Genomic DNA, 26559 nt, shown 5'->3' with positions numbered 1-26559 from the left:
GAAAGAAAGTGTGATTTTCCTGTTTGCAAATAAAAAAAGTTTCTTCTTTACGAAGAAACTTTTTGAAACTACTTCATAGAAATAGTCGCCTCTACTGGATAATGATCAGAGTAATCATTATACGTATATTTTTGGAACCATGATGTAACAGTCCATTGTGGAGATTTCGGCTGTAACACCTTATTCTCTATATACGATGGGTTCGCATGGTCTTTGCTTGCAATAATATAATCTAAATACTCGGCAGGACTATCAGGGAAATTATATTTTGCAATACTGTTTGTCGTTGCATCCCAAGTCGCTGTATGTCCAGTATAAGATGGTACAGAAGCGTTCAATGTTTTAAACATAGATGTATACTCTGAATCATTCTTGTTCTCTGCATTTATTTTATTTACGTTCATATCACCACCAATTAACACATACTCATTATTTGGTATATTTTTATTTTTAATAAAATCTTGAATTTCTTTTAATTGGTTCGTACGTACAGATGCAGGTGAAGTTTTTCCGCACATACTATCTTCAGCCTGCAAATGCGTCCCAATTACGTGAATGAAACGATCATTTTTCTTAATTTTCGTATATACAAATCCTTTATTCGATAAATTATCTGGCCCGCATCCTTTTGCAAATACATATTGAATCTTTTCAGCGATTGGCCATTTGCTGACAATCGCAACGCCACCATCTTCAGGAGTTGAAGATGAATAGTTCCCTAACGTTTTATCCCATTCGCTTCCACTACTACGACCTAATACTGCTGTTTGATTTGGATATTCTTTCTTCAAATTACCTAATAAACGATCTGATGCGCTATTATCAAACACTTCATTTAATATAACAACATCTTGATTCTTTATATAATCTGCCGCCCCAATTAAATCAGCACGCTCAGTTTGTCCCCAGTTTGGATATAAGTTTGTTGATAGCATATATACATTATGCGTCATCACTTTTAATGTATCATTTTGATTTGTAGATGCTTCTGCTTGAGCTGACGTTCCGCTATATAAAGCTCCTAAACCAACACCTAAGCTAAGTACACCTTTTAGCAATTTACCTTTCACGTTTCATACCTCCATGTATTGTATAGTGATAAAAAGGCCAAATACTCTATTCTGAGATTTGACCTTCTTCAAATACTTAACGATTTCCGTACGTATCAAACCAAAGCTGAATATATCCAGCAGTAACACGTTGTGCATCCATTAAACGCTTACCTGTCATTGGTGTAACTTCAGCGCGCCATTTATCTGCATATTCTTGTGATACAGCTGCTCTTACGAACCAATCTTTCGTATTATCATTTACAATGCCAGCATAATCTTGCTTCGCAACTACTGCCGCTCCATGAATCCAATCTTCTGGATTCGTACCTTTCCAGTTCCAATACCCATTTCCATCCGTTACTTTATAATTATCTTTTATCGTATCTACAAAGTTTTCATATTTAGAATGGAATCCTTGTGGATACGAAAGATTCGTAAAGTTTGCCGCATGCATCGGTTGGTTTACATCACCTAAATAATGAAGAGATAATCCTAAATAGAAGAATGCTTGTTTCATATCTTTATTTTTGTAAGACTCACCAGCTAATTTAAAATATTTAGCTCCAGTTTCCTTTGCCTGCTTTGCATACGGAATATAAGTTTTCCCATTGTCAGGGTCATAGAAATGTGAAGCAAATGTGCTATTATCATAATAAGGATTTTCATAGTCAGCAGCATAAATACCGTTCTCTAACTCAGTACGCCATTCATTTAATAGTGCAACTCGATCTTGTTTTACAAGTGTTGTATTACGAGACATAATATCAATTGCACGATTTACAATCCATAAATGAGAATTCACGCCTTCTTTATGTTTATCTTCAGCAGACCAGCGCGGAATAACTCCAAATCTCTGTCCCCCATCATTTTCATGAGCAAATGCAACACTTTGTAATGGAGCAACTAATGTAATAGCTGCCGCTAAAGCAAGTACTTTCTTTTTCATATAAAATCCTCCATTTTATAATTGAATTATTGTAAACATTTTGTTAGGATCCTATGATGTCATCCGGTTAACCTATGACTAGAATATCCCACCTTTCATGAAAATTCTATCATTAAATCAAAATATGCAAATGTTCATATCATTATAACTTTATACACAGTGAATATAATGAATGAATACACTTTCATTTTAATAAACTATTATTAAGGCTTGTCTAAACTAATGTAAAAAAAGAGTAAAGCATCTGAATGCTTTACTCTTTTTTTCTATTTGATAATATCGTTGGTAATTGTACATTAGTTGCCAGCTTACGAATAAATCCAAACACTAATCCCATTCCAATAAATATATATAATATCGTGAAAATCTTTCCAAAATCTGTCTGAGGACTAAAATCTTTATCTCCTACAGTTGTCAATGTCACAACACTAAAATATAACGCATCTAAAGGACGTAACCCTTCAACCGTACTATAAAAAATCGTACCCGATATTAAAGTCAAAATTGTTAATACGAATAATACTTGAAATTCTTTATCTTTCCACGCTCGTAAACAGGCTCTTAACATTCGCTTTAAAGTTAACAAAAATGAAAGCATTAGATTCTCCCTTCCAAACAAAAATACATTTAGTCAAAGGAAAGTCTATCACCTTTCAGTATAGAAAAAAAGTAGCCCTCTTCTATTTCTAGAAAAGGGCTACTCTTTTCGATTCTATCTTATTTAGGTGAAACAAGAATTTTCACTTGTGTTTTATCTTTTACAAGTGCTTCAAATCCTTCTTCAACAACTTGATCCACTGTAATTTTTTTCGTAATTAATTTCTCTGCTTGAATTTGACCAGAGCTAATTAATTTAATAACAGCTGGGAAGATGTGACGGTATCCTAAAATACCAATAACTTCTTTTTCTTTTAATACTAAATTATTCGGAGTAATTGTTGCGTCTTTTTCCCATACACTAACAATTACAGTTTGTCCTTCGAAGCTTGTACTTTCAATCGCTTGGCGTAATACAACTTCAACACCTGTTACTTCAAAGCTAACATTTACACCTAAACCATTTGTTAAGTTACGAATTTCAGCTAGCACATCTTGAGTTGCTGGATTTAATACATAATCTGCACCTGCTAATTTCGCTAACTCTTGACGTTCTTTAGAAAGCTCAACTGCAATAACAGGAGTTGCTCCTGCTGCTTTAGCTGCTTGGATAACAAGAAGTCCAATTGGACCGCAACCAAATACTGCTACAGCTTCCCCTTCTTTTAATTTACTTTGACGTACTGCATGAACTGCTACTGCTGCTGGTTCTACAAGCGCACCTTGTTCATACGTCATTTCATCTGGAATGTGATGAACCATATCTTCTGGTACTACTGTATATTCAGAGAAACCGCCGCCTTCTCCGCCAAGACCGTGGAAAACAAGTTGTTCACAAACATTGTAATGTCCATGTTTACAAGCTTCACATTTACCACAAGAATAAATTGGTTCTACAACAACACGGTCTCCCACTTTATGAGATGTAACTCCTTCACCAATCTCTATTACCTCACCACTAAACTCATGACCTAAAATAACAGGTGCTTTCACATGTGTTAATGGATGTTCTTCTGTTGGAATAAAAATAGGCCCTGCTAAATATTCATGCAAGTCTGTCCCACAAATACCACACCATTTAACTTTGATTTTCACTGTTCCTGGTTTTACTGTTGGTTCTGGTACTTCTTCTACTCGTACATCACGTTGATTATGCCAAAGTAGTGCTTTCATTTTATACATCCCTCTCTATGTATATACTTAACCTGGTGAAGTTTACAAATCTATTATAATACTTCTATCCATATATTTCAAAAAAACAATCACATCCCTACTAATTTTTTACAAATAACGTTCAATATTTTGTCACTTTGTACTTTTTTCCACATCTGTTAATTCAATTTCATTGCAGGTGAAATTAGCATTGTGCCATAATAGCATTGGAGAGGTGAATATCGCTTGAAATATTTTATTTACTTTATCGTTATCGTGGCATTTTTAGATACATTTTCACAATTACCTATTATGAGTACTTTCGCTCAAAGCCTTGGAGGAACTCCTCTTATTATCGGGCTAGTTGTCGGTATGTACTCATTCGCTAATATGATTGGTAATATTATTGCTGGAGCCGCTGTCGATAAATTTGGTGCAAAAAAAATCCTTTATATAAGCATGGGAATTACGAGTTTCATAGTCTTGTTATACACCGTTGTTCAAAGTGGTGAACAACTATTAGTTGTGCGCTTTATGCATGGATTTAGTGATGGCTTTTTAATTCCTGCTGCCTTTACATTTTTATCAAAACAAACAAATGCAAAAAGACAAGGAAAAGCAATGGCTCTATCTGGTGCTGCTGTTGGAACAGCGGCAATCGTAGGACCTGCTTTCAGCGGTATTATGAAAGCAACAGCTGGCGTAGAATGGGTCTTCATTACTATTTCTATTTTAATGGCTCTTGGTACAATCGTATCTCTATTCTTCTTACCAAATAACGTATCAAGAAAAGATACATCAAGAACGCAAATGATGAACAAAGAAGATATGATTGAACTGTTAAAATCAGAACCGTTATTACAAGCATATATTGGTGCTTTCACATTAATGTTTTCACAAGGAATTGTCACTTATATGTTACCAGTAAAAGTTGAGGCATTAGCGCTTAAAGCATCTACAACAGGCATGATGTTAAGTGTATTTGGTATTACTGCTATCCTCTTCTTCTTGCTTCCAACAAATCGTATTTACGATCGATTTAATCGTTCGAAACTAATGCTAATCGGAATTGCAGTTATGGCATTCGCATTATCTTTACTCGGATTATTTGCTACAAAAGGTATGCTCTTTATTGTAATGATGATTTATGGAATTGGATTCGCAATCCTCTTTCCGTCTATTAACGCTTTACTCGTTGAAAATACTACAGACGATAATCGCGGAAAGGCATTCGGATTATTTTATGCCTTCTTCTCATTAGGAGTTGTTGCTGGCTCCTTTACAGTCGGCGCAATCGGAGCATCACCTAGCATCAGCTTCATTATCGGGACAGCATTTTTATTAACATTTGCTGGGATGATTTATGTAAGAAGCAAAGTAAAAAAGACAATGATGGGATAATCCATCGTTGTCTTTTTTAAAATGCATATTGATATAATCCGTAATATAATGGAAGCGTTGGAATAATTCCAATTAATTTAAATATAAAAGGTAATGGCTCATCTCGCTCTTCATATAAACGAAAAACAAAAACTGCAGTTAAAGTCCAAATGACGCTAAACAAGAAGATACATTTCCAAACAATCGAGGTTAATATTTGTATATCAAATACAAAACCAAAGAGCCCTATCCACGTAATAATAGATACTACAAAGTCAAACTTTTGAATTGGTGTTTGAAACATACCCCTTACTAACGAAATAATAGCTAACATTGCTACAATAACTAAATATATTTTCCAAAGCATAATGATAATCTCCTATTCAATTCAACTTTTAACTTTCAGCAAACCATATTTAATAAACAATATAGCATTATATTTTTCATAGAAATAATACAATGGATAACAAAATAAAAAGAAAATAAGTACAGTTGGTACATTGTCTACAATAGAAAAATATTTTACTAGTAATTCCTTAATACTCTCTCCAATAATAATAAACAATGGAATTATACAAATCATCGCTAATATTAAACATGACGTTACCCTTATTTCTTTCAACTTCACCTTACAATGTGGACACCTTAATGAAAAAGGATGTGGGAGATCAATAATATGTTGTACAGTAATATCCCCTTCACACTGTGGACATCCAATAACTTCTTTCATTTATCGCTTACTCCTTTCTATCTATAAAAAGAGCCATATTGAATAGAACTCTTTTTTGCCCAATATATTACTTTTGTGTATAACCAAATAACAATGTAAATAAATTGAGCCGTAAAGGCAATAATACATTACTTCTTTTAAAAAGAAAGTTTATAAATAACGACGATACTTCGACAATTTCCTCGGAAATATTTCCTTTCTCCACATAATTTGATACACTACACATGAATAAACATTTGTATTACATAAACTAAAATAATAACTTACTGTACAAATTAAAAAGCACACTCTTCATATGAAGAATGTGCTTTTATGTTATTAACGTTTAATCCAAACAGCGCCTGCCGATTTATCTTCTGCCTGTCCAACAACTTGGAATTTAAGTCCAAGGTTTGGAACTTTTCTTCCTGAATCTACAATTTGCTTGTTACTATATACTTTTGAATCATCAAAAGTTGTAACACCTTGTAATCCAGAATAGTTAAACTGGCCACGTGTTAATGAATTTACACTCCATGCTGGTGTTTTATCAAATGAAAATGCAGCGTCTGCAATTTGCATGCCCGTATTACCGTACGCTGGTTTCCCGTTCAGATTACCAACAAGTGCTTCTGGATGAGAATCTACAACCCCAAGGAATCCTTCACCTGGATGCACCCCCACCCAGTTATCTTTAAAGCTATCATCTGCATACCAAACGACAAGACCTGTATTATACACTGGACCTTTTCCTGCTTTTAATCCATTATCTGATCCCGCATAGTTTCTCCATTCTAAGTAGTAATAATGAGCTTTCTTCTCTGTCCCATCAGAAACAACAAAACCATTTAAATTCATTTTAGACTGTCCTTCTGCATCATCAGAAAATACAACTTGTCCATCAACAGTTACATTTACATCGTCCATCGCAAAACCTTTATATGTTACAGCCGGATCTGTAATATAGTCGAATTGTAGTTTCACTTTTTTGCCTTTAAATTGACTTAAATCATATGATTTATCAATCCATTTCCCATCTGTTGTATCTTTATCTCCTTGGACTACTTTTTCTCCAAGTCTATCAATTAATGTTTTCGTTCCATCTTCTGTTACTGCATGTACTTCGACGAAATCGCACTCTGCTTCTAACTCATAATTTGCTTTATAATCGAATTTTGTATTTGTTCCTTTTGTTAAGTCAAAGAATGGTGTCTCTAACGTTGTATGCATATCATCGCCTCTTGTACTATAATATGCATGCTTTCCAAACGCCGGTTTAATCGTTTCAACACTTTTACCTGGTAAGTTAACACGTACAACGCCTGGACGATTTGATTTCGTAACACTTTGATCAATATATGTAGGAACTCCCACACCACTCTTAATTTTATCGTAATCTACTTCTAATATTTTTGCCCAGTTGCCACCCATATTCTTTTGTAAGAAGTCTTTATTTTGTGGTGAAAAACTTGTCGGCTCCGTTCCTGCGATTTTTCCTGTCCAACTACCTCCACTCATTAATGACCAAGCTTCGACAGGTGAACCATTTCCAGTATATTTCGTGTCATATTCATCTGGTAATCCAAGATCATGTCCAAATTCATGCGCAAACACACCTACAGCTCCATCTTCTGGTTCAATTGTGTAATCATGTGCTGCTACTTTTCCACCAAAGTAATCTACCTTTGATTTTGTACCTTCAATCGCTACTGGATCTACTGCTAATTTTGAACGATGTGACCAGATCGCACCATCACCTAATTTACCGCCACCAGCTTCTTGACCAACACCAGCATGGATTACCATTAAATGATCAATTACACCGTCAGGTTCGTTTTGATTCCCATCCCCGTTTGTATCATATCTATCAAACTGATCAAACTGAGATAAATCTAGTCCTTTCTCAGCAGCTGCATGCAAAGCTTCTTTCACTAAATCACGTGCACCTTTCGGACCTTTATTATCGTGACCACTGCTACCATCAGCTCCATAATCAGATGCTTTTCCTGGAACTGTTAGCCACTCCGTTACATATCCGTCTGTCGTATAACTACCACCAGACTGCTCTTCATAGTATTGTTTAAATGTTTTTACTTTTGAACCATCAAATAATGTATAAGGCTCCTTACCAAACAACATCTTTTGATAATGTTCTCTACTAAAGTCTTTCGAATACATATAACCTGGTGTTTGATCAATATTATTATGTTTATAATCACTAAATTCAACGAGTAGCACTAATACTTTATCTGATCGAACAGATCCTTTATATGGAGCTTGCTTTGCTTTTGAAGTTGGAACTTGCCCATTCAATTGCTTTTTATTTGGTTCTGGCTTTTGCTCAAGATTAATATTTTTTTCAGTCTTTTTTACATTTTCCTTTTCTTCCATCTTTTTCTCTTTTACTTTTTTTGTGAAATCAGACGTTTCTTGTGAGGGAGCATCTGGAAGAATTTCTTTGTTCGCCTGATCTCCTTGTTTCTTTTCAATATATTGCTCGACAGCCTTTTTCGTCTCTTCTTTAGAAGATGCTGGATTAATTGTTCCTCTTTCTTTCAAAGCTTCCGCTAAACGATCTTCTTGAATTAAATTGTAATCAATTGGCGTTGTAGACACATTCTCTTTCTCTTTTGCTGGCGTTTCTGCATATGCTAACGGCGCACTCATTACAGATGTGCATCCGATAATTGCTGCAATTGCTAATGATGACAACACTTTAAATGGGGCTTTTCTTCTCATTCCATTTCTCTCCTTTTATAAAACTTAAAATTCAGATAAATCGGTGCGTTTTTGTCGAAATCTCTGTTTACTACCCTCCCTATATAAAAAGACATAATTCTATAAACATTGAACTTTCTGTTATAGAATCATGCCCTCCAGTTTTCTGGTCAGACCCTCTATCTGTTTATCCCTTGGTTCAACTAATAATCAGTGTGCTGATGAACAAAGCCCCCACTGATTAAAGTTTCACTTTATATCGAAATATGAAAAATAAAGAGTTATGTGATATATATTAAATATCTTATATAACAAATTTAAAAGACAATATGCAAAATTGCATGAAAATTCTTTTAAATAAAAAAGAATCCTAGTCAATTAAACTAGGATTCTTGATTTTCTATTATTTCTCTTGTGTTTTTTCCCAATCAGCTAAGAATTTCTCAATTCCTTGATCTGTTAATGGGTGCTTCACTAATGAAGCAATTACGTTTGCTGGGATTGTTGCAATATGTGAACCGTTTAATGCTGCATCAGTTACGTGAACGCTGTGACGTACAGATGCTGCAATGATTTCTGTTTCGATGCCATGAATTGCAAAGATTTCTGCGATTTGACGAATTAAATCCATACCGTTATGACCGATATCATCTAAACGACCTAAGAATGGTGAAACATATGTTGCACCAGCGCGAGCTGCAAGTAATGCTTGAACTGCTGAGAATACTAATGTAACGTTTGTACGAATTCCTAAATCAGAGAACGCTTTTACTGCTTTTAAACCTTCTGTTGTCATTGGAACTTTTACAACAACGTTTGGAGCAATCTTCGCTAATTCTTTTCCTTCTTCAATCATTTTATCAGCTTCTAAGCTAATTACTTCTGCACTTACAGGTCCTTCTATAAAGCTGCAAATTTCACGAATACGCTCATGGAAATCTACGCCTTCTTTTGCTACAAGTGATGGGTTTGTCGTTACTCCAGCTACTACGCCTAATGCATTTGCCTCTTTAATTTCGTTAATGTTTGCTGTATCAATAAAAAATTTCATTTGTTATTCTTCCTTCCTAATTTTCATTTTATATTTATTTATTTTTCTTAATAAGCTCTAATTCAATCGGAATAGATTTGTCCACTTTTTTACCTTGTGTTATCTCTTTTGCTGTTTGCATCGCCTTCTCTCCGATTAATTCCGGTTTTTGAGCGACTGTTGCAGCCATACGCCCATCATTAACCGCTTTCACAGCATCTTCTGTTGCATCAAATCCAACAACGACTACATCCGTTTTTCCAGCAGACTTCAATGCTTCAAGTGCACCTAATGCCATCTCGTCGTTATGCGCAAACACGGCTTTAATATCGCTATTTGCTTGCAAAATGTTTTCCATAACAGATAATCCTTTCGCTCTATCAAAATCAGCCGCTTGTTTGGCAACTACTTGTAAAGACTTATCGGCTACGTTATGGAATCCTTTCCCACGTTCACGAGCAGCAGACGATCCAGGGATTCCTTCTAACTCAGCAACGTTTGCTCCATCGCCGACTAATTCACGAATGTAATCACTAGCCATTTGACCACCTTCGATATTATTAGATGCAATGTGAGAAACAACCTTACCTGAATTCGCAACGCGGTCTACTGTAATAACAGGAACATTCGCTGCATTTGCCGCACTTACTGCTGAAGCAACAGCATCTGAATCGGTCGGATTAATAACAACTACATCGACACCCTTTTGAATTAAATCTTCAACATCGTTCGTTTGCTTTGCTGCATCATTTTGTGCATCAACAGCAATCAATTCGATGCCGCTATCTTTCGCTTTCTTTTCTGCACCCTTTTTCAAAGTTACAAAGAAGGGATTATTTAAAGTTGAAACAGAGAATCCAACTTTAATAGTTTTATTTCGACCTTTATCGCTAGAATCCTTTGCCCATTCTGGTGGTTCCATTGAACAACCAGCAGTAATGACCATAATACATGCAACGAGTATAAGTAACCATTTCTTCATGAACTGTCCCTCCATTATGCTTCTTTTCGGCGATCAATTAATACAGCTAGTAAGATTACAAGTCCTTTTACAACTTGTTGGAAGAAAGAAGATACACCTAATAAATTTAAACCGTTATTTAGTACACCGATAATTAGTACACCGATGAATGTACCAACAATCCATCCTCTTCCCCCAGAAAGACTTGTTCCACCTAATACAACTGCTGCAATTGCATCTAATTCGTAAGAAGTACCTGCAGTCGGCTGTGCAGAATCTAGTCGTGATGTTAAGACAATACCTGCAAGCGCTGCCAAAATTCCGGAAAGACCGTAAATCATTACTTTAATTCTCGTAACATTAATACCTGATAGTGCTGCTGCTTCTTCATTTCCACCAATTGCAAATGTACGACGGCCAAATGTCGTTTTCTTCAAAATGAAGTACAGTACTGCGAAAGCGATCATCATTGTAACAGCTGGTACCGGAATACCAAGAAAATAACCGCGGCCAAACATTTGGAACATTAAATGATCACCAAGACCGGTGATCGGACGTCCGTCCATATAAACAAGCGTCAACCCACGAAAAATAGTCATTGTTGCTAAAGTTGCAATAAATGGAGCTACTTTTCCTTTCGCAATGATGATACCGTTTACAATTCCCATTACAAGACCTGCTAATAGTCCAACTGCCATTGCAAGGAACGGATCCATGCCACTTGCCATCATTCCAGCAACAAGTGCACTTGATAATGCTAAAATAGAACCTACCGATAAGTCAATACCCCCTGTTAAAATTACGAAGGTCATTCCGAATGCAATAAGCGCATTAATCGATACTTGACGCAGTATATTAAATAAATTTGGAATTTCAATGAACGCTGGATTTAAAGCTGTAATTACGACGATAATTAATACTAAACCGATTAAAGAACCGAGTTGTTGTAATACATTCCCCTTCTTAGCCATCCTTACTCTCCCCCTGTAGCTAGTGCCATAATAGACTCTTGTGATGCCTCATCTTTCCCTAAAATGCCGCCGACTTTTCCTTCATGAATGACAAGAACTCGATCACTCATCCCTAAAACTTCCGGAAGCTCAGATGATACCATAATAACGGCATCGCCTTGCTCTGTAAGCTTATTCATGATAGAGTAAATTTCTTTTTTCGCTCCAACATCTACACCTCTTGTTGGCTCATCTAAAATGAGTAATTGCGGATGAATGCCTAGCCATTTTGCGATTACAATCTTTTGCTGATTTCCACCAGAAAGAGATTTCACTGCCTGCTCCCCGCTAGATGCTTTCACATTAAGAAGCTTCATCATATCTTCTGTAAACTGCTGTTCTAGCTCGTTGCTCAGAACACTTCCTTTTGAAAGACTTTCTAAATTCGGTAACGATAAGTTTTCGCGAATAGAGAAATCTAACACTAATCCTTCAGATTTTCTATCTTCTGTAATGAAAGCAATTCTCTGTCTAATTGCATCTATCGGACTATCAATTTTTACTTCTTGTCCATTTATAAAAATTTGTCCAGAATCTAAAGGTTCATAACCAAATATCGCTTTCATAATATCAGTGCGTCCAGCTCCCATTAAACCAGCAACACCAAGGATTTCACCTTTTCTTACTTGAAACGAAACATTTTCAAATTTCCCTTTCTTCGTTCCGTTACGCATTTCAAAAATGACATCACCAATTTGACTATTTCGCTCTGGGTAACGTTCACCAATGCTGCGCCCCACCATCATACTCACTACTTCATCAAATGATGTTTCTGGAATTAATCTCTTTCCGACGTATTCTCCATCACGCAAAATCGTAATGGCATCACATATCGAGAAAATCTCTTCCATACGATGCGAAATGTACACGAATGAAACACCTTCTTTACGTAACTTATTGATTACTATAAAGAGCGTTTCGATTTCACGATCCGTCAGTGCCGCAGTAGGTTCATCCATAATAATAACGCTCGCGTTTGTCATTAATGCTTTCGCAATTTCGATAATTTGCTGTTGTCCAACCGATAGTTCCTCTGCTAACATAGCGCCTCTTACATGCAATCCTAGCTCTGCTAGTTGCTGCTGCGCAATCGCGTTCATTTGTCGAGTGCGTAAAATACCTGTTTTCCCATACATTAACTCTTTACCGAGAAACATATTTTCAGCTACTGTTAAATTCGGCAATATGTTTAGTTCTTGATGTATAAATGCTATGCCGTACTCTTCAGCTTCTTTCGCATTTTTAAAGGTACGCTCTTGCCCATCAATCGTGATTGTCCCACCATCTTTTTTGTATACACCTGTTAAAATCTTCATGAGCGTTGATTTACCCGCTCCATTTTCCCCCATCAATGCATGGACTTCTCCTGTTTCAATCATAAACTGTGCATTCTTCAAAACAGGATTACCATTGAACGCCTTTGAAATGTTTTTCATTTCAATATGCATTCCCATCACTTCCCTTTATTAAAAAATCACGCCTGCATGTAAAATTACATTTGCATAAGGCGTAGCCTCGCCTGTACGAATAATCGCCTTCGCTTTCTTTGTATGCTCTTTAAATTGTTCATGAGATACATACTCAAATGCTGGCTCTATTAATTTCAGCTCAATCTCTTTATTCACTTCCGCATTATTTATAATGACTTCTTCTGCTAACGTCACTTTTTCAATTGCCATATCATCAGCTACAACTTGTAACACCTCTAAAAAACTCGGTTTTCCAATCTCAACAGCTAAATCAATTCGTTTTACTCCATACGGAATCGGTAACCCGCAATCAGCAATTACAACCGTATCTGTATGCCCAAGTGAAGCAAGGACTGCCGCGATTTCACTGTTTAATACACCATGCTTTTTCATCCAACAATCACCTGCACTTCACGTACTCGATCTCTCGTTGGCATACCGCCCTGTGCTCCAAGTTTCGTTACAGAAAGACCACCGGCAATATTCGCGAAACGAATTGCTTTTTGAAGTGTCTCTCCTTCAGAAAGTGCAACTGCTAACGCACCATTAAATGTATCACCAGCTCCAGTTGTATCCACTACATCAACAGCAATGCTAGGAACATGTACAATCTCCGTGCCATTGTGGAAACGAACACCGTTAGAACCTTCTGTCATCAATAGTTTATTTGGATATTTAGCCAGTAAATCTTCAATTGGTGATTTAAAATCATCTAATACGATGCGGCACTCATGTTCATTTGGCGTAATATAAGTTGCTTTTTCTAAAATTTCTTCTGATAAAACTTGTGCTGGCGCTGGATTCAACATAACAGGAATATTATGTTCCTCACAAATAGCCAATACATATTTTACTGTTTCAAGTGGAATTTCTAGTTGAAGAACAACCATATCCGCTTTTACAAGAAGGTCTTTGGAGCGATCTACAACTGACTTATTTACAAGAGCATTTGCCCCTTGTACGACAACAATACTGTTATCTTCTTCTGCTAAAACGATATGAGCAATTCCTGTCGTTCTATCTGTAACCGGTACCACATAATCGATAAAAATGCGTTCGTTCTCTAAATTTTTTCTAACTACTGTTCCATAATCATCATTTCCTACCGCTCCAACCATTGCTACATTTGCTCCTAACCTAGCTGCAGCAACTGCTTGGTTTGCTCCTTTCCCTCCTGGGATTGTATGAAACGCTTCACCAATTACTGTTTCTCCTGCTTTCGGCCGTTTTTTTGAAACAGCCACTAAGTCCATTGAAATGCTTCCTACTACTGCAATATTTGGCATCTGTTTCATCTCCTTACTTCGTTGTATTTCGTTCTATAATTTCAATCGGCAAACGATAGTGTTTCTCTTCTAATGTATGTCCTTCCATTTGCTCTAACAACAACTCTGTTGCAATTTTCCCCATTTCATATATTGGTTGTGCAACTGTTGTAATAGATGGATACATCATTTCCGTTAAAGAAATCCCATCAAATCCGATAATTTGTAAATCATCTGGAATGGCAATCCCCTTTTGAAGTGCAGCCTTTACAATACCAATCGCAATTAAATCATTCCCAGCAACAATACCATCAATGTGCGGGTATTCTTCTAATAATTCCATGGCTACACGCTCACTATTTGCTGGATCAAACGTACTCTCTGCAATCATATACGAAAGACTATTTTGCGTAATAACGTCTACAAAACCTTCAAAACGTTCATTTGCAGTACTCACATCACGTGGACCGCGAATATGTGCAATATGTTTACATCCTTTATCTAGTAACAACTTTGTCGCAGCCTGACTTCCTGCATAGTTATCTGCATATACAGTAGGAATACGCTCATTAAACATACGGTCAATCGCAACAACTGGAACAGATAAATTCATGTAATTAACACTATTTTGTGGATTCGTTGCTACAATAAATCCATCTACATTATTTTGTCTAAGTACATCAATGTATTGTTTCTCTTTTTCTAAACTTTCATCAGAGTTACAAAGGACAACTGTGTAACCTTGTTTATGTGCTACATCCTCTACGGCACGTGCAACTTCTGGAAAGAATGGATTCACGATATTTGGAACAACTAAGCCAATTAAACGAGACTTTTTATTATACAGTGAACGCGCTACTGTACTAGGCTTATAATCTAACATCTCAATTGCACGCTCTACCTTTTTTAATGTATCTTCATGAACATATCCATTTTTATTTAGAACTCTGGAAACGGTCGCAACAGATACTCCCGCTAATTTCGCAACGTCTTTAATCGTACTCATTCTCTTTTCTCCCCATCTTATGTAACCGTTTACAGAAAATAATATAACGTATTTCTAAAAATACGTCAATCATTTCTCACTAAAAAGCTTTTAAGGTTATACTCAAAAAAAACACCACCATAAGGCGATGCTTCTTCATTACGAGTATGATACAGTTTTTTCTTTTTCTTCTACAGCAGGCTCTTCAGCATCTTTTTTACGATCTGATAGTTTAATTTTTTGTAAGAAAATCGTAAAGATGGCGCCTACTACGATAAATACTAATCCTGTTAAGAATACAGTATGAAGCGAGTCTACTAAAGAGTTTTTCAAAATAGGTACAATGCTGTTAGCGAAAGCTTCTGGCATTTGTTTTAATGCCTCTGGGCTAAATAGCATCGAATATAAACCTTGTGGATCTGTGTGAATCATATCTTTAAATTTCGTTACCATTTGTCCCGCTTCTTTCGGGAATGTATCTAATACAGGTACTAAATTATTTGTTAACGTTGTACCTGAAGTGTTATTCATAATTGATCCTAAAATTGTAATACCAAATGTTCCACCAATTTGACGGAAGAACTGACTTGATGACGTTACGACACCAAGGTCTTTTTTCGGGAAGCTTTCTTGTAATGCTAATGTTAATGTCGGCATTACAAGCCCCATTCCTAAACCGATAACCATCATATAAGAAGTAGCTGTAAGCTTCGTTGTGTGCATATCCATCGTTGTTAATAACCAGAAACCACCGGCCATAATAAGCATACCTGCGATAATTTGTGGTTTTACACCAACTTTTAATACAAGTTGCCCACCGATAATACTCATCACAATCATTGTAATCATCATTGGAGTCATAATTGTTCCTGATTCAGCAGCACTTACTCCTACAATACCTTGCATAAAGAATGGTACGAACATAATCGCGCCGAACATTCCAATACTCATAAAGAATCCAATCGCATTCAGTATTGTAAATGTGCGATTTTTAAAGAAATGCATTGGTAAAATCGGCTCTTCAGCTTTCGTTTCAACAATAACAAAGCTAACGATACCAATTACAGCTAGTGCAAATAAACCGATAATTTGCCAAGAATCCCATGGGTAATCTTTTCCGCCAAACGTTAGTGCAAGTAATAAACTTACAACACCGAGAATCATCGTAGAGATTCCAGCGATATCAATTTTAATTGGTCCTGTTTGTTTATGTGATTTTAATCCCATTGCAATAAAGATTGTTGCTAAAATACCAACCGGTAAGTTAATGTAGAATACCCATCTCCAGTTCACTGCATCTACAATCCAACCACCAACTTGTGGTCCAATTACAGAAGCAAGACCGTATAACGCACCAAAAATACCTTGCCATTTTGCACGTTCTTTTCCCGTGAACATATCTCCAATAATAATCATAGCCATTGGCATCATAATACCGCCACCAAGACCTTGAATACCACGGAAAATAATTAATTCTGTCATACCATTTGCCATACCACATAACGCCGAACCAATCATGAAAATAACTAGCCCTGTTATATATACGTTACGACGACCAAGTAAATCCGCTAACTTACCTGCAATTGGTACAACTGTCGTTGATGTTAACATATATGCTGTTGTTAACCATGTCATTAAACTTAATCCGCCTAGGTCACCGACGATACGTGGCATTGCTGTACCAACAATTGTTCCATCTAATGCAGCAAATAGCATCGCTATTACTAAACCGATTAACAACAACTTTCTATTTTGATTTTCTTGTTGCTCCATGTAATCTCCTCAATTCCTCTTAGTTATTCTCTTTTTTCTCTTGTGTCCCGCAAATAATGGTTTCTAACTTCTCAAAGAGACGTAATAAATCTTCTCTTTCTTGCAACTCTAAATGTGAAAAGTATTTTGCAATATGCTCGTTGCGAGCTGTCATTGCCTCTTCTACTCTAGCTTTCCCCTTTTTCGTTAACTCGATGATGACAACACGACGGTCATCTTTGTCGTGATAGCGTTCTACAAGTTCTTGATCGATTAGACGATCAATCATCACTGTAATCGCGCTAGGCTTCACATACATCTTTTTTGCTAATGTTGTCGCTCTTGAAGCCCCATAATGATCTAGAATCTTTAAAATATAAAACTGCGGTGGTGTAAGTCCTGTTGCTTGCATTTGTTCTAATAACTCCGTCTGCATTTTCTTTCCAATCGAAAAGGCTAGAGCTTGAATTTTATCGATATGCGTCATATCATTTGGCATGTTATCCACCTCTTATTTAAACAATAAAATATTTAACGTATTTAAATATTAATCCCGCGAACAAAATCCGTCAATACTTTTATTCATAAAAACGTTTACATTTTTGTCACAAAGTTGTATAATTTTCGACGAAGTTAATATTGACAGTCACGGAGAAACGGAGTACACGGCTATGAATCATAAAAAAGGAAACTTTTTTATATTTCATGGCCTTTTTATATTCTCTGTCTTAAAACGCTTCGAATTAATTAGGGGAGGATTTTCATTTTATGTTTTTCACACAATTATTTAAACCTGCGCCCCACGCGGAACGCTTACCAGCTGATCGCGTTGATAGCGAATACCGTAAATTACGTTTACAAGTATTCTTAGGTATCTTCATTGGTTATGCAGGTTACTACTTTGTTCGAAAAAACTTTTCACTAGCAATGCCATACTTAATCGAGCAAGGCTTTAGTAAAGGGGAACTTGGGGTTATCCTTTCAGCAGTATCTATCGCTTACGGATTAAGTAAATTTCTTATGGGTATCGTATCCGACCGTTGTAATCCTCGCTACTTTTTAGCAGCTGGGCTATTTTTATCAGGTATCATTAATATTATTTTCGGCTCATTTTCTTTCATTACAACGAGCATTATACTTATGTTTGTACTTCAGTTTTTAAATGGATGGGTACAAGGCATGGGATGGCCTCCTTGTGGTCGTACGATGGTTCACTGGTTCTCTATTAGCGAACGTGGTACAAAAATGTCTATTTGGAACGTCGCTCATAATGTCGGCGGCGCGCTGATGCCTTCTCTTGTAACATTAGGCTTATACTTCTTTGCAAATGACTGGCATAGTATTTTTTACTTCCCAGGTATTCTTTCAATTTTAGTTGGTATTTATGTACTAATTACAATGAAAGATACACCTCAATCTTGTGGACTACCTTCTATTGAAGAGCATACTGGAGAATATCCACCAGATGAGAAAATAAAAGATCGCGAACGCGAACTTTCGGCAAAGGAAATTTTATTTAAATACGTACTAAACAATAAATTTTTATGGTACATCGCTATTGCGAACGTTTTCGTGTATTTCGTACGTTACGGCGTTGTAGACTGGGCTCCTACTTATTTAGTAGAAGAAAAAAGCTTTACTCATAGTAGCTCACGTACTGCTTACGCTCTATATGAATGGGCTGGTATTCCAGGTACACTTCTTTGCGGATGGATGAGTGATAAACTATTTAAAGGACGTCGTGCACCTGCTGGTATTTTATTTATGATTGGTGTATTTATCGCAGTTCTTGTTTACTGGTTAAATCCTCCTGGTAATCCAATGGTTGATAGTATCGCTCTTGTCGCAATTGGATTTTTAATTTACGGACCGGTTATGTTAATTGGTCTACACGCTCTTGACTTAGCACCAAAGAAAGCTGCTGGAACTGCAGCAGGCTTAACTGGATTCTTCGGTTACTTAGGCGGAGCTGCTTTCGCTAGTGCCGCTATGGGCTTTATCGTAGATGCATTCGGGTGGGATGGCGGATTCATCTTATTACTTGCATCTTGCATACTTGCAATGTTCTTCCTTGCCCTTACTTTAAATACAGGGTCAGTAAAATCAAAACAAGCTTAAATAACATATAAAAATCATAAAAATAGCTCTTAGCATCTACATACATGCTAAGAGCTATTTTTTATTTTCATTGCTGTTCCTACTAATGATAACAACCAATTCCTTCCCTACTCTAATATTAAAAAATTTGATGAAACACCTTTATTAAAACAGCTAACGTAACAGATGCAGCAAATCCCCCTAGACAAATTAAGCTTACCCCTTGACTATATGACAAATTTTGAAATGATTTCATTGCTTCCATCCTCCCTATCTCCCCTGTGATACTTTTATTTTACCAATGGGAAAAATTTCATAACATCGATTTCTCTAACAACTAACTTACAAATTTGTAAGTTAACATCTTTTCAACTTATATATCTAGTATTTCCACAAATAAGAGTTATTTATACATAAAAAAGACCTCAGTTATACTAAGGTCTTCATTACATTCTATTTTATTTTATAATCATCACCGGACATTTCACTCGTTTTGCTATTTTATGACTGACACTACCAAGCACCATTTCTTGCAGTGTATTTAGCCCTCTGCTTCCAGCGATAACAAGATCTATATCTCCTGTATTTACATATTGAACAATTGTATCTCCAGGATCACCATGTAATATCGTAATTGTATAAGAAATGTTCTCTTTCTTTAATAGACCTTCAATCTCTTTTAATTTATCTTTTCGACTAGCTGATATTGTTTCTAAGTCTGTTTGACCTTGTATAATATCTGATTTTGCCGTTCTATTATCTACTACGTACACAACTTCAACATTTGTTTCTTCGCTACATTTCGCAATATATGTTGCATGTTCCGCTGCTCGAAGTGCATGTTCAGAACCGTCACATGCTAATATAATTTGTTTGTACATATGCTGAATCCCCTTTTCGTTATCCTACTCGTATTATATAATAAAGCCCCCTAAAAAGGAGGCTTTTAACTAGCAATTCTTTTATTATAAGTAGCCAAATTTGCAACAAGTTTTGAGCTACGTTCATTTAATCCTGTTATACTTACTTTCACACCACTTTGCTCATACTTCATGATAACTTTATCAATTGATGCCACTGCTGAATCATCCCATACGTGCGCATGAGTAAAATTCATTTCAATTTCTTTTACATCTTCATTAAATGAAAAATTATTTATGAAATCGGCTGTAGATGCAAAGAAAAGTTGACCGTGAATTTCGTATATTTTCTTATTTTCAATATATAAATGTTTCACGTGAATCTTTGCCATATTGAATGCAAATAACACCGCACTAATTACTGTTCCGATAATTACACCTAATGCTAAATTATGTGTAATTAAGACAATCACAACTGTTACAATCATAACAAATGCGTTTCCTTTTGGTACTTTATGAATCGTTGTTACAGAGTTCCAATCAAACGTTCCGATTGAAACCATAATCATAACCGCAACTAAAGCTGCCATCGGAATATGAACGACATAATTTCCTAAAACGAATAGTAATACGATTAAAAATCCGCCCGCTACAAATGTTGATAGGCGACCTCGTCCACCTGATTTAATATTAATAACAGATTGACCGATCATTGCACATCCTGCCATTCCTCCGAAAAATCCAGCAACGATGTTTGCGATCCCTTGTCCGCGTGCCTCTTTATGCTTATTACTTTCTGTATGCGTCATATCATCTAAAACTGAAGCTGTTAATAAAGACTCTAGTAAACCAATGATTGCAAGCATAACTGCATAAGGTAAAATAATCCCTAATGTTTCTAATGTAAATGGCACATCAGGAATACTAAAGAACGGTAATTCTTTCGGTAGGCTTCCCATATCCCCTACTGTTTTCAACTGTAATCCGCTCATAAGTGCAATACTCGTCACAATAATAATTGAAATAAGCGTAGAAGGTACAGCCGTTGTAATACGTGGAAATAAATATATAATTGCAAGTCCTAATACAACGAGTGCATACATTTGCCAAGTTGCATTTTTAAAATGCGGTAATTGCGCTGTAAAAACTAAAATTCCAAGTGAATTTAAAAAACCACTCATAACAGATTTCGGAACAAACTTCATAAATGAGCTCAGTTTGAACACGCCAAAAATAATTTGGACGATACCTGTTAATATTGTTGTAGCAAATAAATATTGCAAACCATGATCTTTAACAAGCGTTACCATTAATAATGCCATTGCACCTGTTGCAGCTGAAATCATTCCAGTTCTTCCGCCAACAAATGAAATGGTAACCGCAATACAAAAGGCTGCGTATAGTCCAACTGTCGGATCCACGCCTGCAATAACAGAGAAGGCTATCGCTTCAGGGATTAATGCTAAAGCAACGACAATTCCTGATAACACGTCCCCTCTCACATTAAAAAACCAGTCATTTTTTATCGTTTGAAACAAAATACCACTCCTCTACTCCTTTATAATTTGATTTTCTCCATAAGAAAATCTAGCCGACTGCACGAAAGCTATTATATAACGAGTAGAAGATTTTTTTCTATGTAAAAGTTTCCTAAAAAAGATGTTACCTTTGTAGCTTCTTTTCCTAGAATATCAGGAAGACTTTAAATATACTATCACCTATTGTTGATTTAACGTACAACGATTTCGGATTCTACCGTATGTCAAATGAAGAGAACTTTGTTTGGATGGATGAAAAATGCACATGTAATTCAGCTCATTTAATTGAGTAGTCCAAGGATCAAGATATTAGCTACTCAAGGAATTCATTTACATTTCTATGGATATTTCCACTTCATATATGAGGTTTAGTTTGGAGGGTTTAGGATTAGAGGAGTTTATGCTAATTTAATGAAATTAGTAAAAGCACTCTTTCGAGTGCTCATTTTATGCAGATACAGTTGCTTTATCCTTACGGAATATGCCCATTAATCCACCGATTAATAATAATACGCCTGGTAATAAGTAAATTATAGAAATACAAATAAATCCACCGATAGCAGCCACAGTCATCATAATACCGCCAACCTTCGCTTTACTTCTTACCATAACAGATCCAACAATTCCTAAGATTGATAGAGCCACAGCTCCCCAACCTAAGCCAATAACAGTATTTGCTCCATCAGCTTCAAAAGCAGCTCCCATACCGCCGATTAATAAAGCAACAAATGCACAAATAATACCAAAAATACCTCCAATAAGACCTAATACAAATTCAGCTGTTCTTTTCATCTTAATCTCTCCTTATTTAGCAACTTCAAATTCAAATTTCACTGATTTCTCGTCAAATGTAAATGTAGGTTTAAATGTACCAACAAACTTATCGCCTTCTGGTACATCAAATAACATTTTGTTTGTAATTTGGTTACCTGGCGCAATATTTTCGTTTATAAACGTATTTTCCCCACCAAAGTACTCTTTGAATTGGTTGCCGTTAGTATCAGCAATTTTTAATTCAGAAGTTCCAAAATATATATCTTTTTTGCCATTATTTTTAGCATTAAAAGCGATTTCTAGTACTTTCCCTTTTTCAGCTTTTACGTATTCGTTAGGCTCAACGAATTTAGCTGAACTGAAAGTAAGTTGTAGGCCATTAACTTCTACCGTATCTCCAATTTTATAAATCTTGCTTTCAGCTTTTTCCTTTTTATCTTTCTTTTCAGCCTGTTTAGGAGCATCGTTTTTACTCACTTCTTTAACTTCAGTTTCACCACAAGCAGCTAAACTAAAAGCAAGTGCACCTGTTAAAGCGATAGTACCCAATTTTTTATACATTTCTTTTCCTCCGATTATGTAAAATGTAAGATTTCCGAAACTATCATAACAGAAACAGTTACAACTTTTTTGTCATATTTTGTCGAGGGAAATAAAAAAAGACGCTATATCAGTAGCGTCTTTTCTCATTTTATTAATGTCCACCGTGTCCTTGACCACTTTCCTGAACAATTTCTAACCTCTCATCTAGTATTCCTTGTGTTTCAAATGAAATATCACTCGTACTTCCTAATAAGAAGCCATGATTATATGGTCCAAGTGTTGGATCATCTTTAAACTTCGGCTGAATAGTAGCAAGGAAGTCATACACTGGTTGTGAAGCTTTACCTTCTTCTAACAAGACAACAGGTGCGTGTTTACCCATATGTGAAAAAGGTGCCCCAGCAACTGCTAAATCTGGTGTTTTGCTTGAAACAAATGATAAACCGTGACCAGGTTTTGTGAATCCCCAGCCAAATTTTGTTTTTTCATCTTTAAATTTAGCGAACGCAATCGAGTTTTCTGTAGGGGTCTCTCCACTAATACGCGTTACTTTCCCGTATTTGCTTAACTCTTTTTCTACTTCTTTTGAAACAATTTTTTCTGGCCCTAATACATATATATTTGCTTTATCTTTTCTCATTTTTAATGCCTCTATTGTCGCTTCTGGCACTTTATTCTTTTCTGTATAGAGTAGTGGTTCCGGCATATGAGAAATCCAATTTACAGCGGGTGTTGTATATAAACGTCCTTCTTCTGCAGACGAACCGATAATAACACTATTTGGGTAGCTTCCTGTTATATCGGCATACTCCTTATCAACATCCTTCGCAAATATAGCTGGGTCCGTTTCTTTTATTTGTTTTACTTTATAACCTTTCAATTGTTCAAGCGCGCTAGTACCTACATCTCCCATCACCATAATTTGTGTTCCATCTTTCGTTCCGATTGGATTTAATCGTTTTATTTCTTTTAACGTCATTTCCGGTATCTTTTCTTTTTCTATAAATAAAATCGGCCCATTATTCGGATGATGAATAAGGTCTGCACTCGCAATACCTAATTGCCACTCGCTCACTGGTACTAAAATAACAGCACCTGGCTGGTTCTCTTTATGGGTTGCTGGCCATATCGTTTGCGAAGTTAACACTGCCATTTTTAGGGGGTCATTTGTATTTAACCTCGTTACATTTTTTAGACTTGTCGTTAATAAATCATTCGATGCCCCTTCGTTCATTTCTTTTGGCGCGGTTACTTCCTGATTCATTTTCATTTCCTTTTGCTCTGTTTTCTTCTCTTTTGTAGATTCATGATTTTTATGGTCTGTATTCGTTTGCCCACATGCAGCAAGACCAACTGCTGTAATTATTGTTATCCCAAAAATTCGGGTCATTTTTTTCACTATACCGCCTCCGTATTAATCATTTTTGAGCCAATATGATTACCTAAAATGTAATTTCAACTCCACAATAACAAGCAATTCTGAAGAAATTATGCAGACACATCATAATCTGCACCATTTCTTCATGATTTTGCATTACACTTTAAGTAACGATTATAAATATGGAGGGCTCTCTATGATTGATATACTGCTCGTAGACGATGAACCGAGAATGCTTGAATTATTAACGCTTTATCTTACTCCAATTGGATATAACTGCGTATGTGCGACTTCCGGAGAAGAAGCTATTTTACATATAGAAAATCGAAACTTTAAATTTGTTTTACTCGATATTATGATGCCAAAGATGGACGGATGGGAAACGTGCAAAAGAATCCGTTCATTTAGTAACGTTCCTATTATTATGGTTACCGCTCGTGATCAAACAGTAGATGTCATCCAAGGATTAAAACTCGGAGCGGATGATTACGTAACGAAACCTTTCCATGAAGAAGAACTTTTCGCAAGAATTGAAGCCGTTTTAAGACGTACAAATGAACATAAACAAATCCAATATCACGGTATTGTATGGGATGAAACAAAACACTTCGCTTCTGTACATAATGAAGAACTTCTTCTCACACCGATTGAATTCTCTTTACTCGGGTTATTTTTACGCCATGTGAATTATGTATTAAGCCGTGATCAGCTCATTGAACGAATTTGGGGATTAAACACAAATACAGAAGATCGCACAGTCGATTCACATATTCGTAATTTGCGTGATAAATTGCGAAAAGCAAATTTCCCTATTGATCATCATTTAAAAACCGTGTATGGAGTAGGTTATCGATGGATTGATACCGAACATTAAGGAGCAAAGTGATGAAACGAATCTCTATTCAATTCGGATTTTATTTTTTAATTGTTACAATTTTAATTGAAAGTGTTCTCTTTATTTTGCTTTATTATAGCCTCGTAAACACTAGAGTAAATGAAGAAATGACGGCTTTATTAAAGCGAGGAAATAGTCACCGGGATGTACTTGAAAAATATTATGATGAACAAACCATCTCTCACGTAGCATTAATGGAATCTGAAGCTGAAACAACTGTCGTTATTACAAATACAAATAAAAAAATACTAGCTAAATCTAACGAAATAAACTCGACTATCAAAGATCATATTAGTAAAATGCAAACTCGAACAGACCATAACGGAGCGATTATAGAAAATCACTGGAAAACATCTAATTATATATGTACAGTTAGCCCCATTGTAGTAGATGGAAAACATGAAGGCTATGTGTACATGTTTCTTGGAACAGGATCAATTGAAGAGCTGGTTAATGGATTAACGAAACAATTCATTATTGCTGGTGCCATCACGTTTCTACTCACAGTCATCACAATTTTCCTATTATCACGTTTATTAACAAAACCATTGTTACACATGAAACATGCCACTGAAAAAATGAGTAAAGGCGATTTATCTGTTTCATTAACAACTAGTCGAAATGACGAAATTGGTGAACTAGCATCATCTATTCAAACGCTCGCAAATGATCTACATTATATGAAAACAGAGCGAAGTGAATTTCTAGCAAGTGTTGCTCACGAATTACGAACACCTTTAACATACGTACGAGGCTATGCTGACATTGCTTTAAAAGAAAGCACCTCTCCTGAGCAACGTTTGCGATATTTATCGATTATAAAAGATGAATCTGATTACATTACAAACTTAGTTCAAGATTTATTTTCACTTGCACAAATGGAACAGCATAACTTTTCTATTCTAGTAAAGGAAGTGCATTTACACACCTTCCTTACTCGCATAGCTAAAAAAGTGAACGCCATATATAAAGAAAGATACATTAAAGTTTCTTTCTCTTGTCCTCCTACACTGCTAGTAAACTTAGATGAACAGCGATTTGAACAAGTGATAATAAACATTTTAAATAACGCTTATAGACATTCAAAAGAACATTCTCATATAAATATTTCTGTTACAGAAGAACATAAACGTATTTCCATTACAATTGAAGATGAAGGCGAAGGTATTCCGCCTGAAGACCTCCCTCACATTTTCGACCGTTTTTACCGTGTCGATAAAGCAAGAACACGCGCTACAGGCGGAACTGGCTTAGGACTCTCTATCGTGAAGGAAATCGTAGAACTACACGGCGGAAATATTACTGTAACGAGCGAAGTCGATTACGGGTCTTGCTTTATAGTTTCATTACCATCCATAAAGAAACACGACTATCATCAATAGTCGTGTTTTTTTATCCCGCATTAACGGGCAGTAAGACCCCTACATCAAAATTCAGCGGAAGCAAAG

Annotated in this window: 26 protein-coding genes; 4 read left to right on the top strand and 22 right to left on the bottom strand. The window is 36.0% G+C overall.

The annotated features are described in order from the left end of the window. Positions 1-68: 68 nt before the first annotated feature. The 4 genes from sph to bdhA form a co-directional block, all read right to left on the bottom strand. Complete coding sequence (gene sph, locus DN403_RS16665) at positions 69-1070, bottom strand: sphingomyelinase C (protein WP_000676793.1); 1002 nt, start codon at positions 1068-1070, stop codon at positions 69-71. A 76-nt stretch (positions 1071-1146) separates the two neighbouring features. Next, entirely contained in the window at positions 1147-1998 is an 852-nt protein-coding gene (cerA, locus tag DN403_RS16660) for a phospholipase CerA (RefSeq protein WP_000730997.1), read from the bottom strand. Between the two features lie 253 nt (positions 1999-2251). Beyond that, positions 2252-2596 (bottom strand): potassium channel family protein, encoded by a 345-nt coding sequence (locus DN403_RS16655; protein ID WP_000948212.1) that lies wholly within the window; start codon positions 2594-2596, stop codon positions 2252-2254. A 119-nt stretch (positions 2597-2715) separates the two neighbouring features. Then, on the bottom strand, positions 2716-3768 hold the full coding sequence (bdhA, locus tag DN403_RS16650) for a (R,R)-butanediol dehydrogenase (protein WP_000645827.1): 1053 nt from the start codon (positions 3766-3768) through the stop codon (positions 2716-2718). 225 nt (positions 3769-3993) lie between these two features. Here bdhA and DN403_RS16645 point away from each other — a divergent pair, with 225 nt between their 5' ends. Continuing rightward, on the top strand, positions 3994-5148 hold the full coding sequence (locus DN403_RS16645; RefSeq protein ID WP_000873268.1) for an MFS transporter: 1155 nt from the start codon (positions 3994-3996) through the stop codon (positions 5146-5148). A gap of 16 nt (positions 5149-5164) precedes the next feature. Here the strand turns inward: DN403_RS16645 and DN403_RS16640 are convergent, their stop codons facing one another. The 12 genes from DN403_RS16640 to DN403_RS16585 form a co-directional block, all read right to left on the bottom strand. Continuing rightward, complete coding sequence (locus tag DN403_RS16640) at positions 5165-5494, bottom strand: hypothetical protein (RefSeq protein ID WP_000964465.1); 330 nt, start codon at positions 5492-5494, stop codon at positions 5165-5167. 21 nt (positions 5495-5515) lie between these two features. Continuing rightward, the gene (locus DN403_RS16635) at positions 5516-5857 is read right to left on the bottom strand and encodes a hypothetical protein (RefSeq protein WP_000665762.1); all 342 of its coding nucleotides are present in this window, start codon (positions 5855-5857) and stop codon (positions 5516-5518) included. A 318-nt stretch (positions 5858-6175) separates the two neighbouring features. Beyond that, positions 6176-8575: a M6 family metalloprotease immune inhibitor InhA2 gene (gene inhA2, locus DN403_RS16630; RefSeq protein ID WP_149185638.1), complete on the bottom strand. Its 2400-nt coding sequence runs from the start codon at positions 8573-8575 to the stop codon at positions 6176-6178. 382 nt (positions 8576-8957) lie between these two features. Then, entirely contained in the window at positions 8958-9605 is a 648-nt protein-coding gene (fsa, locus tag DN403_RS16625) for a fructose-6-phosphate aldolase (protein WP_000667667.1), read from the bottom strand. A gap of 34 nt (positions 9606-9639) precedes the next feature. Next, the gene (gene rbsB, locus DN403_RS16620) at positions 9640-10566 is read right to left on the bottom strand and encodes a ribose ABC transporter substrate-binding protein RbsB (RefSeq protein WP_000758971.1); all 927 of its coding nucleotides are present in this window, start codon (positions 10564-10566) and stop codon (positions 9640-9642) included. 14 nt (positions 10567-10580) lie between these two features. Beyond that, on the bottom strand, positions 10581-11516 hold the full coding sequence (locus tag DN403_RS16615; protein ID WP_001074641.1) for an ABC transporter permease subunit: 936 nt from the start codon (positions 11514-11516) through the stop codon (positions 10581-10583). 2 nt (positions 11517-11518) lie between these two features. Beyond that, on the bottom strand, positions 11519-13003 hold the full coding sequence (gene rbsA / locus DN403_RS16610; protein WP_002083754.1) for a ribose ABC transporter ATP-binding protein RbsA: 1485 nt from the start codon (positions 13001-13003) through the stop codon (positions 11519-11521). 18 nt (positions 13004-13021) lie between these two features. Then, a complete protein-coding gene (gene rbsD, locus DN403_RS16605) occupies positions 13022-13417 on the bottom strand; it encodes a D-ribose pyranase (RefSeq protein ID WP_017762791.1) in 396 nt (131 codons plus the stop codon). Beyond that, positions 13414-14310, bottom strand: a complete 897-nt coding sequence (gene rbsK / locus DN403_RS16600; RefSeq protein ID WP_001132863.1) for a ribokinase — start codon at positions 14308-14310, stop codon at positions 13414-13416. Before rbsK ends, rbsD begins: the two co-directional genes overlap by 4 nt. A gap of 13 nt (positions 14311-14323) precedes the next feature. Then, entirely contained in the window at positions 14324-15295 is a 972-nt protein-coding gene (gene rbsR / locus DN403_RS16595; RefSeq protein ID WP_016097714.1) for a ribose operon transcriptional repressor RbsR, read from the bottom strand. 138 nt (positions 15296-15433) lie between these two features. Next, on the bottom strand, positions 15434-17047 hold the full coding sequence (locus DN403_RS16590) for an MDR family MFS transporter (RefSeq protein ID WP_016097713.1): 1614 nt from the start codon (positions 17045-17047) through the stop codon (positions 15434-15436). 19 nt (positions 17048-17066) lie between these two features. Then, the gene (locus tag DN403_RS16585) at positions 17067-17525 is read right to left on the bottom strand and encodes a MarR family winged helix-turn-helix transcriptional regulator (protein WP_001132365.1); all 459 of its coding nucleotides are present in this window, start codon (positions 17523-17525) and stop codon (positions 17067-17069) included. A 269-nt stretch (positions 17526-17794) separates the two neighbouring features. On the opposite strand from DN403_RS16585, the gene glpT reads away from it, so the two are divergent. After that, a complete protein-coding gene (gene glpT / locus DN403_RS16580) occupies positions 17795-19144 on the top strand; it encodes a glycerol-3-phosphate transporter (RefSeq protein ID WP_000466386.1) in 1350 nt (449 codons plus the stop codon). A 118-nt stretch (positions 19145-19262) separates the two neighbouring features. On the opposite strand, the gene DN403_RS16575 is transcribed toward glpT, so the two are convergent. From DN403_RS16575 to DN403_RS16550, 6 genes are all read right to left on the bottom strand, one after another. Then, positions 19263-19379: a DUF4027 family protein gene (locus tag DN403_RS16575; protein ID WP_000834733.1), complete on the bottom strand. Its 117-nt coding sequence runs from the start codon at positions 19377-19379 to the stop codon at positions 19263-19265. Positions 19380-19581: 202 nt separating this feature from the next. Further along, positions 19582-20004, bottom strand: coding sequence for a universal stress protein (locus DN403_RS16570; RefSeq protein ID WP_000277998.1), 423 nt, complete (start codon positions 20002-20004; stop codon positions 19582-19584). Between the two features lie 65 nt (positions 20005-20069). Further along, complete coding sequence (locus DN403_RS16565; protein ID WP_149185637.1) at positions 20070-21521, bottom strand: SulP family inorganic anion transporter; 1452 nt, start codon at positions 21519-21521, stop codon at positions 20070-20072. Between the two features lie 447 nt (positions 21522-21968). Next, positions 21969-22313 (bottom strand): DUF4064 domain-containing protein, encoded by a 345-nt coding sequence (locus DN403_RS16560; protein WP_000831286.1) that lies wholly within the window; start codon positions 22311-22313, stop codon positions 21969-21971. Positions 22314-22325: 12 nt separating this feature from the next. Further along, positions 22326-22856: a DUF4352 domain-containing protein gene (locus DN403_RS16555; RefSeq protein WP_000277056.1), complete on the bottom strand. Its 531-nt coding sequence runs from the start codon at positions 22854-22856 to the stop codon at positions 22326-22328. A gap of 133 nt (positions 22857-22989) precedes the next feature. After that, positions 22990-24237 (bottom strand): hypothetical protein, encoded by a 1248-nt coding sequence (locus tag DN403_RS16550; protein WP_063674904.1) that lies wholly within the window; start codon positions 24235-24237, stop codon positions 22990-22992. Between the two features lie 175 nt (positions 24238-24412). On the opposite strand from DN403_RS16550, the gene DN403_RS16545 reads away from it, so the two are divergent. Both DN403_RS16545 and DN403_RS16540 read left to right on the top strand, forming a co-directional pair. Next, on the top strand, positions 24413-25090 hold the full coding sequence (locus DN403_RS16545) for a response regulator transcription factor (protein ID WP_000565487.1): 678 nt from the start codon (positions 24413-24415) through the stop codon (positions 25088-25090). A gap of 11 nt (positions 25091-25101) precedes the next feature. Continuing rightward, complete coding sequence (locus DN403_RS16540; protein WP_098437279.1) at positions 25102-26493, top strand: sensor histidine kinase; 1392 nt, start codon at positions 25102-25104, stop codon at positions 26491-26493. Positions 26494-26559: the final 66 nt, after the last annotated feature.

This window comes from Bacillus sp. AY2-1, assembly GCF_008368965.1.
In the GTDB taxonomy this organism is placed as follows: domain Bacteria; phylum Bacillota; class Bacilli; order Bacillales; family Bacillaceae_G; genus Bacillus_A; species Bacillus_A thuringiensis_S.
The sequence above is the reverse complement of the archived record's forward strand: the minus strand, read 5'-3'. Positions and strand labels throughout refer to the sequence as shown.